At 75.8% G+C, this 10,758-nt stretch carries 7 protein-coding genes; 1 reads left to right on the top strand and 6 read right to left on the bottom strand.

Features of this window, described 5'->3' with window-relative positions:
* Positions 1–40 precede the first annotated feature (40 nt).
* The 5 genes from NT8_RS05425 to NT8_RS05405 all read right to left on the bottom strand — a co-directional run bounded on the left by NT8_RS05425 (position 41) and on the right by NT8_RS05405 (position 6,860).
* Positions 41–1,477: an NCS2 family permease gene (locus NT8_RS05425; protein WP_067964889.1), complete on the bottom strand. Its 1,437-nt coding sequence runs from the start codon at positions 1,475–1,477 to the stop codon at positions 41–43.
* Between the two features lie 268 nt (positions 1,478–1,745).
* A complete protein-coding gene (gene pucD, locus NT8_RS05420; protein ID WP_067964888.1) occupies positions 1,746–4,130 on the bottom strand; it encodes a xanthine dehydrogenase subunit D in 2,385 nt (794 codons plus the stop codon).
* Positions 4,130–5,485 carry an 8-oxoguanine deaminase gene (locus tag NT8_RS05415; protein ID WP_067964886.1) on the bottom strand — a complete coding sequence of 452 codons (1,356 nt, stop codon included), beginning with the start codon at positions 5,483–5,485 and terminating at the stop codon, positions 4,130–4,132. The genes pucD and NT8_RS05415 overlap by 1 nt, the downstream gene beginning before the upstream one ends.
* Positions 5,482–6,000, bottom strand: a complete 519-nt coding sequence (locus NT8_RS05410; protein WP_067964884.1) for a (2Fe-2S)-binding protein — start codon at positions 5,998–6,000, stop codon at positions 5,482–5,484. The genes NT8_RS05415 and NT8_RS05410 overlap by 4 nt, the downstream gene beginning before the upstream one ends.
* The gene (locus tag NT8_RS05405) at positions 5,991–6,860 is read right to left on the bottom strand and encodes an FAD binding domain-containing protein (RefSeq protein ID WP_067964882.1); all 870 of its coding nucleotides are present in this window, start codon (positions 6,858–6,860) and stop codon (positions 5,991–5,993) included. Before NT8_RS05405 ends, NT8_RS05410 begins: the two co-directional genes overlap by 10 nt.
* A gap of 262 nt (positions 6,861–7,122) precedes the next feature.
* On the opposite strand from NT8_RS05405, the gene NT8_RS05400 reads away from it, so the two are divergent.
* Positions 7,123–8,700 carry a PucR family transcriptional regulator gene (locus NT8_RS05400; protein WP_067964880.1) on the top strand — a complete coding sequence of 526 codons (1,578 nt, stop codon included), beginning with the start codon at positions 7,123–7,125 and terminating at the stop codon, positions 8,698–8,700.
* A gap of 188 nt (positions 8,701–8,888) precedes the next feature.
* On the opposite strand, the gene NT8_RS05395 is transcribed toward NT8_RS05400, so the two are convergent.
* Positions 8,889–10,187 (bottom strand): multidrug effflux MFS transporter, encoded by a 1,299-nt coding sequence (locus tag NT8_RS05395; protein ID WP_067964879.1) that lies wholly within the window; start codon positions 10,185–10,187, stop codon positions 8,889–8,891.
* Between the last annotated feature and the right edge of the window lie 571 nt (positions 10,188–10,758).

Raw genomic sequence — 10,758 nt, 5'->3', positions numbered from 1 at the left:
GGCCCGCCCCCGCGCACGGGGCGGGCCGCCGGCCGCCGGGTCACACGCCGAGCAGCCGCTCGATCCCGGCCAGCGCGAAGTGGCACCCGAACACCGCGGACAGCACCCACATCAGCCAGCCGACCTCGCGCAGCCGCCCGCTCGCCGACCGGATCACGGTGAAGGCGATGACGCCCGCCCCGATCCCGGTCGCGATGTCGTAGGTGAACGGCATCAGGGCGATGGTCAGGAACGCCGGGATCGCCACCGACACGTCGTCCCACGCGATCCGGCCCACGCCCATCATCATCATGGCCCCGACCAGGACCAGCGCGCACGACGCCGCCTGCCCCGGGACCATGCCGAACACCGGCGCGAACAGCACCGCCAGCAGGAACATCCCCCCGGTGACGACGCCGGCCAGCCCGGTGCGGGCGCCCTCGGACACCCCCGCGGTCGACTCCACGAACACCAGCGTGGCCGACGACCCGGTCAGCCCGCCCACCACCGCGCCCGCGCCGTCGACGGCCAGGATGCGGCTGGTGCCGGGCATCTGGCCGTCGGCGTCGGTCAGCCCCGCCCGGGTGCCCACGGCCAGGACGGTGCCCAGCGCGTCGAAGAAGCCGGCCAGCACCAGGGTGAACAGGATGACCGCCGCGCTCGCCGGCCCGGCCGACGTCCACGCCCCGAACAGGTCGACCTGGAACAGCAGCGAGAAGTCCGGCGCGGTCACCAGGTCCGCCGGCAGCCGCGGCACCGCGGTGCCCCACTCCGCGTCGGGCACCCCGAACGCGTAGGTGACCGCCGCGGCGACGACCGTGGCCGTGACGATGCCGTAGAAGATGGCGCCCGGCACCCGGCGGGCCAGCAGCACCGCCGCCACCAGCAGCCCCACCACGAACACCACGACCGGCCACCCGGTGAGGTGGCCGGTCGTGCCCATCTGCAGCAGCTTGCCCTCGCCGGCGCTGACGAACCCGGCGTTGGCCAGCCCGATGAGGGCGACGAACAGGCCGATGCCCACCCCGATCGCGAGCTTCAGGTCGTGCGGCAGCGCGTGCATCACGGCGGTGCGGATGCCGGTGACCACCATCAGGATGATGACCACCCCCTGCCACACCACCAGCCCCATCGCCTCGGGCCAGGTCATCAGCGGGACCGCCTGGTAGGCGACGACGGCCATCACGCCGAGCGCCGCCGCGCACGCGATGGGCGCCCGGCCCACCACGCCCATGAGGATGGTGACCAGGCCGGCCGCGAGCGCGGTCATGGTGGTGAGCTGGGCGACCGTGGGCGCGTGGCCGTCGACGTCGGTCGCCCCGCTGAGGATGATCGGGTTGAGGACGATGATGTAGGCCATCGCCATGAACGTCGTGAGGCCGCCGCGGACCTCCTGCGCGTAGGTGGAGCCGCGTTCGGTGACGGCGAAGAACCGGTCGACGCGGGACCGCCCGCCGCGGTCCCGCCGCCGCGGGTCGGCCGTGTGGTGTCGGGTCATGTGCCCTCCAGGGAGGCGCGGGGCGCGCGGACCGGCGGTCCGTCGCTCGGGGTGCGTCCTCGGTCACCCCGCGTGTCCGGTGCGGGGTGTGCGCGGGTGGCCGAGGGCGCGCGGGACTGCGGTTCGCGCCGCGCCCGCCGGGGCGGGCGGCCCGCCGGGCGGCGGGCGCGGGCGAAGACGGGACCGCCCGGCCCGGCGCCGATGGGCGCCGGCGGGCCGGGGCGGGCGGTCCGGTCCGCCGCCGCGCCGGCGGCGCGGCGGCGGGGGTCTACAAGCCGAGGATGTCCTCGGGGCGGACCGGGACGCGGGCCAGCGCCCGGCCGGTCGCGTCGCGCACCGCCGCCACCACCGCCGGGGTCGACGACAGGGTCGGCGGCTCCCCGGCGCCGCGCAGGCCGTACGGGGCGTGCGGGTCGGGGTGCTCCAGCACTTCGATGCGCATGGGCGGCGTGTCGAGGATGGTCGGGATCAGGTAGTCGGTGAACGACGGGTTGCGGATCTCGCCGTCGCGGACCTGCACCTCCTCCATGAGGGCCAGGCCCAGCCCCTGCGTCGCGCCGCCCTGGATCTGGCCGAGGAGCTGCTGCGGGTGCAGCACCCGGCCCACGTCCTGCACGGCGTCGAGCGCCACCACCTTGACCAGCCCCAGCTCCACGTCGACGTCCACGACCGCGCGGTGCACGCACATCCCGAACTGGGTGTGCGACGCGCCCTGCCCGGTCGTGGGGTCGAGCGCCTCGGTGGGCCGGTGGTGGAACTCGCGGGTCTCCTCGACGGCGTCGGGGCCCAGCGCCTCGGCGAGGCCGGCCACCACCCCGTCGGCGGCCGAGACGACCTTGCCGCCCACCAGCGACAGGTCGGCGTCGGGGCGGTCGGCGGGCACCAGGCCGCGCTCGCGGACCAGGTCGAACACCCGGGCCCGCACCGCCTCGCACGCCGTCTTCACGGCGCCGCCGGTCATGTAGGACTGGCGCGACGCCGACGACGACCCCGACGACCCCACCCGGGTGTCGGCCGGGTGGACCACCACCCGCTCCACGCCCAGCTCGGTGCGCGCGATCTGGCCCTTCACCGTGATGAGGCCCTGCCCCACCTCGGCGGCGGCCGTGTGCACCAGGGCGACCGGTTCACCGCCGACGACCTCCAGGCGCACCCGGGCGGTGGAGTAGTCGTCGAAGCCCTCGGAGTAGCACAGGTTCTTCAGCCCCACCCCGTAGCCGACCCCGCGCACCACGCCCTCGCCGTGGCTGGTGTTGGCCACCCCGCCCGGCAGGGTCCGCAGGTCGGCGGGGTCGGGCAGGTCGGCGCGGGCCGGCGGCAGCGGCAGGGCGCGGGCGCGCCGCAGCATGTCGGCCATCGGCAGGGGCGCGTCGATCACCTGCCCGGTGATCAGCCGCGACCCCTGCGCCATAGCGTTGCGGACCCGCAGCTCGACCGGGTGCAGGCCGAGTTCGGCGGCGAGCCGGTCCATCTGCGACTCGTAGCCGAAGCACGCCTGCACCGCGCCGAACCCGCGCATCGCGCCGCACGGCGGGTTGGTCGTGTAGACCCCGTAGGCGTCCACCCGCGTGTGCGGGATCTCGTAGGGCCCCAGGCCCAGCGACGAGGCGACGCCCACCACCGCCGGGGTGGCCGACGCGTAGGCGCCGCCGTCCAGGATGATCTCCAGGGTGGCGTAGAGCAGGGTGCCGTCGGCCGCCGCGCCGTGCTCGAAGCGCATCGTCGCGGGGTGCCGGTGCACGTGGCCGTAGAACGACTCCTCGCGGTTGTAGACGACCTTGACCGGGCGGCCGGTCCGCAGCGCGAGCAGGCACGCGTGGATCTGCATGGACAGGTCCTCGCGGGCGCCGAACGCGCCGCCCACCCCTGCCAGCGTCAGCCGCACCTTGTCCTGCGGCAGCCCCAGGCAGGGCGCGATCTGGCGCTGGTCCACGTGCAGCCACTGGGTGGCGATGTACAGGTCCACGCCGCCGTCCTCGGCGGGCACCGCCATGCCCGACTCCGGGCCGAGGAACGCCTGGTCCTGCATGCCCACCTCGTACTCGCCGGTGACCACGGCGGCGGCGCGGGCGCGCAGCTCCGCCACCGGGGTGCCGTCGGCGAACGCGCCGGTGCGGATGGGCTGGTAGCGGACCCGGTTGCCCGACTGGCGGTAGTGCTCGTGGACGGGCAGCGACCCCGCCTCGTGGACCAGCGGGCAGTCGGGGTCGAACGCGGCGCGGCGCGGGTCGGACACCGGGGCCAGCACCTCGTAGTCCACGCGGATGCGGTCCAGGGCGCGGCGCGCGGTCTCGGGGTGGTCGGCGGCGACGATCGCCACCGGTTCGCCCTTGTAGCGGACCTTGCCGAACGCGAGCACCGGCTGGTCCTGGTACTCCAGCCCGTAGCGCTTCTCCCCGGGCACGTCCTCGTGGGTCAGCACGGCGTACACGCCCGGCAGCCGCACCGCCTCGGTGACGTCGATGCCGAGGATGCGCGCGTGCGGGTGCGGGCTGCGCAGGGTCATGCCCCAGAGCATGTCCGCCGCCCACATGTCGGAGGAGTAGGCGAACTCTCCGGTGACCTTGAGGGTCCCGTCGGGCCGGCGCGGGCTCGCGCCGACGCCGTCGCGGGTCGTACTGGTGAACGCGGCGGGGGTCGCGGTGCGGGGCATCAGCGGTCCACCTCCTGGAGCAGTCGGGTGTGGGCGGCGCGGCCCGCGCGGGCGGCCTCGCCGGAGGAGACGGTGCGCAGCTCGCCGCGCTCCACGACGGGCGACCCGCCGACGAGCAGCAGCTCCAGCGGGGGCGGCGGCCCGAACGCGAGCGCCACCACCGGGTCGTCCACCACGCCGTGGCCGAACCCGTCGACCCGCCACAGCGCGAGGTCGGCGAGCCGGCCGGGGGCGATCGCGCCCAGCTCGTCCGCGCGGCCCAGGCAGCGCGCCCCGCCGAGGGTGGCCATGTGCAGCGCCTGGCGGGCGCTGAGCGCCTGCGGCCCCTTGCGGGCGCGCGCCATCAGCACCGCCTGGTGGATCTCCCCGACCACCCCGGACAGCTCGCTGGACGCCGGGCCGTCCACTCCGAGCCCCACCGGCACCCCGGCCGCGAGGAGTTCGGTGGTGCGGCAGATGCCGGCGCCCAGGCGGGCGTTGGAGGTGGGGCAGTGGGCGATCCCGGTGCCGGTGGCGGCGATGCGGGCGATCGCCGCGTCCGACAGGTGCACGGCGTGGGCGAGCCACACGTCCTCGCCGAGCCAGCCGAGCTTCTCGGCGTACTCCGCGGGGGTGCAGCCGAACTCGGCCCGGCACTGCTCCTCCTCGTCCACGGTCTCGGCGAGGTGGGTGTGCAGGCGGACGCCGCGCGACCTGGCCAGCTCGGCGGCGCCGGTCATCAGCTCCCGGCTCACCGAGAACGGGGAGCAGGGGGCGACGGCGACCCGCGTCATCGCGTCGAACGCCGGGTCGTGGTGGGCGTCGATCGCCGCCGAGGTCCCGGCCAGGGCGCCGTCGAGGGTCTCCACCACCGCGTCGGGCGGCAGCCCGCCCGAGGAGCGGCCCCGGTCCATCGACCCGCGCGCGAGGTCCAGCCGGACCCCGACCCGGCGGGCGGCCTCGACCTCCGCGGCGACGATGTCGCCCCGGCCCGCCGGGAAGATGTAGTGGTGGTCGGAGACGGTCGTGCACCCCGACAGCGCCAGCCACGCGGTGCCCGCCGTCGTCGTGCCGGCCACCACCTCGGCGTCCAGCCGGTGCCAGATGTCGTAGGAGCCCACCAGCCACTCGAACAGGGTGGCGTCGGCGAACAGCCCCTGGGTCGCCCACTGGTAGAGGTGGTTGTGGCTGTTGACCAGGCCCGGGGTGAGCAGGTGGCCGCGCCCGTCGATCCGGCGGGCGCCGGCCGGCGCGTCCGGGGCGGGGCCGGCGCCGACGGCGGTGATGCGGCCGTCCACCGCCACCACGTGCCCGTCGGGGTACTCGGCCCCGCTGACGGTGGCGACGTGCGCCCCCTCGATGACGACGGCGCTCACGCCGCACCCCCTTCGGTGGTCCCGGCCTCGCGGGCGGCCGCGAGGCGGACCGCGTCGAGGATCTTCTCGTAGCCGGTGCACCGGCACAGGTTGCCCGCGAGGGCCTCCCGGATCTCCGGGTCCCCGGGCACGCCCCGCCCGGCGCGGGCCGTCCGCTCCAGCAGGTCGTCGGCCTGCACGAGCAGGCCCGGGGTGCAGAATCCGCACTGCACGGCCCCGGCCTCGACGAACGCCTCCTGCACGGCGGCCAGCCGCCGCTCGCCGTCCGGCCCGGCCTCCGCCAGGCCCTCCACGGTGCGGACGCTGCGGCCCGCGCACTGCCCGGCGGCGACCAGGCAGGCGCACGCGGTCACCCCGTCCAGGTAGACCGTGCACGACCCGCACTCGCCCTGCTCGCAGGCGTTCTTGCTGCCCGGCAGGCCCAGCCGCTCGCGCAGCACGTAGAGCAGGCTCTCGCCGGGCCAGACGTCGTCGGCGGTCACGGGCTCGCCGTTGACCTCGAATGTCACGCGCATCTCGCGGTCCCCTCGCGGTAGTCGGTGGCGGTCCAGGCGAGCGCGCGGCGGGCCATGACCGCCAGGGAGCGGCGCCGGTAGGCGGCGCTGCCGCGCACGTCGTCGATGGGCCGGGCGGCCTCGGCGACGAGTTCGCCGAACTTGTGCACGTCGGCGGGGGCGGGCGGGGTGCCGCCGTCCCAGTCGAAGCGCTCGGCCAGGAACCGCTCGGCGTCGGGCGCCCGCAGCGGGGTCGGCCCCGCCGACCCGATGCCGGTGCCGACCGTGCGGGCGTCGCCGTCCAGCGCCAGCGCGAACGACGCCACGGAGATCACCATGGCGTTGCGCGGCCCGATCTTGCTGAACGCCTGCGGACCGCGCGGCGCGGGCAGCAGCACGGCCGCGATCAGCTCGTCGGGCCGCCGCGCCGTCTGCCGGAACCCGACGTAGAACTCGCGGATCGGCACCCGCCGCACCCCGCGCACCGACGCAAGTTCGACCTCGGCGCCGGTGGCCAGCAGCGGCGGGTGGGCGTCGCCGGCGGGGGAGGCCCCGCCGAGGTTGCCGCCGACCGTGCCGCGGTTGCGGATCTGCGGCGAGGCGACCGACCGCGACGCCTGGGCCAGGGCCGGGGCGCGGTCGCCCAGGTGGGCGATGACGTCGGTGTAGCAGACGCCCGCGCCCAGGCGCAGGTGCGGCCCGTCGGGCCCCCACGCGGTCAGCTCGGGGACGCGGGTGAGGTCGAGCAGCGCGGGCGGGCGGCGCCGGTCGAAGTTGAGTTCGACCATGACGTCGGTCCCGCCCATGATCGGCACCGCGTCGGGGTGCTCGCTCTTGGCGGCGAGCGCCTCCTCCCAGGTGGAAGGGCTCAGGAAGTCCATAGGTGTCCTCGTTCGTCGCCGTGTCGCGGATCGTTCACCGGGCCGGTCGCCGCCCGTTGATCGGCGCCTGTGTGAAGTAGACCACTCCGGTTCGCGCGGGAACCAGAACGCGAATCCATGAAGACGGCGTCCGCGCCACCGCCCCGCTTCGTTCTTTCCTACAAGTCCGGGGGTGGGCTAACGTGTCCGCCACGCGGACCGGCGCGGTGCCGGCCGCGCCCGACACGGCCGCGCCCTGACCCCGGCCTAGTGAGGGGACTCCATGCGCATCGCCGAGCTGGTCGCGGTCGCGCGGCTGCGGCTGCGCGTCCTCGCCGGCGCCGACCGCGTCGACCGCGACGTCACCGGCGCCTACACCACCGACCTGCTCCGCCCCGAGCGCTACCTGTCCGGCGGCGAGATCGTGCTCACCGGCATGATGTGGCGCACCGGCCCCGCCGACTCCGAGGAGTTCGTCTCCTCCGTGGCGGCCGCGGGCGCCGCCTGCCTGGCCGCGGGCACCGCGCTGGGGGAGGTGCCCGACGACCTCGTCGCGGCGTGCGCCCGGCACGGGCTGCCGCTGCTGGAGGTGCCCGCCGCGACCTCGTTCGCCGAGATCACCGAGGAGGTCCTGCGCAGCCGCGACGCGCTCCGGCGGACCGCGCTGGCCGCCACCCGCGACCGGCACCGCCGGCTGCTCGCCGACGTCGCGGCCGGCGCCGACTTCCCGGCCGCGTTCGCCGAGGCCGCCGCCGAGGCGGGGCTGCGCGCCTGGGTGCTGTCGAGCACCGGGCGGGCCGTCGCGTCCGCCGGGCCCGGCATGCCGGCCGCCGACCGCGAACTCGCCGCCGAGCGGGCGCTGACCCCGGGGGCGTTCCCGCGCCGGGTCGAGCTGCCCGCCGCGGGGGGCCCGCGCGCGGCCGTCGTCGCGCCTGTGCGCACGCGCGGCGGCCACCCCCTGGCCGGGTGGCTGCTGGTGGTCGAGGGCGACCCGGAGGCGGCGTCGGAGGAGGTGCGCGAGGCGGTGGCCGAGCTGGGCGCCCTGGCGGCGCTGGCGCGCAGCCGCGCCGAGGAGCGGGAGCAGGACGAGGCGCGCCACGTCGAAGGGCTGCCGCGGCTGCTGGCGGCCCAGCGCTTCTCCGAGGCGGCCGCCCTGCTGCGGCTGCCGGCCGACGACGGCGGCGCCGGCGGCGCGGGCGCGGCGCACGTCGTGGTGAGCGCGGCGCTGCTGCCCGCGCCCCGGACCGCCGGCCTGGCGCGCCGGGTCACCGCGGAGCTGCTCGCCGGGACGCCCGGCGCGGTGGTCGCGGGGGAGGACGAGGCGCTGGCGGTGGTGCGGGTGGGCGGCGGCGGTCCGGCGGGGGCGGCCGAGGCCGTGCGCGCCGAACTCGTGCGCGGCGCCCGGGTCCTGGAGGCCGGGCTCGCCGAGCACCGGCTGGCGGTGGGGGTGGCCTCGCCGGTGGCGGGGGTCGCGGGGCTGCGCGGGGCGGCGGTCGAGGCGCGGCACGCGCGGCGGCTGGCCGAGGTCCGCGGCGGGCGGTCGCGGGTGATCGCCGGCGCCGAGATCGACTCCCACGAGCTGCTGCTGGCGTCGGTGCCCGAGGATGTGCGGACCTCCTACCGCGACCGCCTGCTGGGCCCGCTGCTGGCCTACGACCGCGACCACCGCTCCGACCTGGTCGCGACGCTGCGCCGGTTCCTGGAGCACTCCGGCTCCTGGCAGCGGTGCGCGGCGGCGATGCACGTCCACGTCAACACGCTGCGGTACCGCATCGGCCGGGTGGAGGAGCTGACCGGGCGCGACCTGTCCCGACTGGAGGACCGGGTCGACCTGTTCCTGGCACTGCGGCTCCGCGACTGACGCCCCCGCCGGACGGAACGGACATCGGGCGCTGAAGGGGCTCAAGGCGCAAAAGTAAATCTATGTCGTAAAGGTGCCGGATCTAATCGTCCGATCGCGGGGCTGCCGCCGGACCGCGGGCATGCGAAAGGGGCGGACACGACCGCGCGTGTCCGCCCCTCCCTTTGTACGGCCGGTGCCGCCCGGCCTCAGGCCGCCGCGAGGGAGACGCTCCGCCGCCGCAGCACGAGCGCGAGGTAGACGCCCGTCGCCGCCAGCGACGTCACCACCATGACCAGGGCCATGCTGCCCAGGGTCGCCTCGCCGGTGCTGGTGAGCCCGGCGGCGGCGGCCAGCGCGCCGCCGAAGGCGAACTGGAGCGTGCCCAGCAGCGCCGAGGCGCTGCCCGCCTCCGACGTCGGCCGGCTGACGATGGCCAGCGTCGTGGCGTTCGGCGAGATCAGGCCGGTGAAGAACATCATCACGAACAGCACCGCGGTGACGGTCACCAGCGTGGCGTTGCCGGTCAGGTGCAGGCCGCCCAGGGCGGCCACCGAGGCGGTGGCCCCGAGCAGGCCGGCGATGAGCCGGCGCGGGGTGTCCATCCGGGTGATCAGCGCGGCGTTGACCTGGTTGCCGATGATCATGCCGAGGGTGTTGATGCCGAAGATGATCGAGAACTGCTGCGCGGTCGCGCCGAACTCCGACTGGGAGACGAACGAGAACGCGGAGATGTAGGTGAAGGTCATCGCGAAGCTGAAGCCCATGGTCAGCGTCGGCGCGATGAACGCCGGGTCGCGGAGCAGGCGGCCGAACAGCCGCAGGGTGGCCTTCGGGTCCTGGCGGACGCGCTCGCTGTGCGGCAGGCTCTCCGGCAGGCCGAAGTAGACCAGGGCGAACCCGGCGACACCGGCCGCGCCGAGCACGGCGAACAGCAGCTGCCACGGGCCGAACAGCAGGAGCTGGCCGCCCATGATCGGGCCGAGCATCGGCGCCAGGCCGACGATCAGCGTCAGGCGCGAGAACAGCCGCGCGGCGGAGTCGCCGTCGAAGACGTCGCGTACGACGGCCCGTGAGACCACGGCGGAGACCGCCGCGGCCAGGCCCTGGAGGAGCCGGACGGCCGTGAACATCTCAGCGGAGGTGACGACCATGCACAGGAAGGAGGTCGCGGTGAACACCGCGACTCCGATCAGCAGCGGGACCCGCCGTCCGAAGCGGTCGCTGAGCGGGCCGACGATGATCTGCCCGACGGCCAGGCCCACCATCACCGCGGTGAGGGTGAGCTGCACCTGCGACTCGGTCGCGCCCAGGTCGTGGGCGATCTGCGGGAAGGCGGGCAGGTAGAGGTCGGTGGCCAGCGAGCTGGTGGCCGAGAGCATGCCCAGCACGAAGACCAGCAGGACGACGGACCGGCGGGGACGGCGGGGCGTCTCGGGGGCCGGGGTCGGGGACGGTGCGGGGACGGCGGCGGCCGGACGGCGCGGGCGTACGGCGGTGAGGCTCAACAGAAAACTCCGAAAGGCATACGAAAACGTGCAGATGCGGTGATGAAGGCGGCACACGGCCCGCCGAGCGGCGGAGGCACCTGAACGGTCCCAAGAGCGGGACACCCCGGCTGCAACACGGCACCCATAACGGACAATCCCGGTGTTCCCATGAACGTCCCGTGATCTGAACCACCGAACGTTGGATCCCGGATGACCGGCGCTTTGCGTGCTGTGAGTCGGACCACGGGGGGCGCGGAGGGCCCCTGCCACCCCCACTGAGCGGGCGGTGGGCGCCGAAGTCCGGTGGCGCGGCCGTTCCCGGAAGAGAACCGGGCCCCATACCCGGAAATTCCCGGGCGGCTGTGACCCCGCTGACATGCGCGGACGGCAATCCGGGTAAAGAAGCCGCCATTGCCCGCGCATGAACCGCCGATCGGCGGATAGGTGGGGGGTGCGCGCCGCCCGGTCCCCAGGGCCGCGGTGGCGCATCCGGCGCCCGCACCTTCCCACGGGCGCCCGCACCGCCCCCGGAGGCGGTCCGCGGCCCGGTCGCGGCCCCCTCCGCGCGGTCGGCGCCCGGTGGACTTCG

The organism is Nocardiopsis trehalosi NBRC 14201 (genome assembly GCF_001552555.1).
Classification (GTDB): domain Bacteria; phylum Actinomycetota; class Actinomycetes; order Streptosporangiales; family Streptosporangiaceae; genus Nocardiopsis_B; species Nocardiopsis_B trehalosi.
The sequence above is the reverse complement of the archived record's forward strand: the minus strand, read 5'-3'. Positions and strand labels throughout refer to the sequence as shown.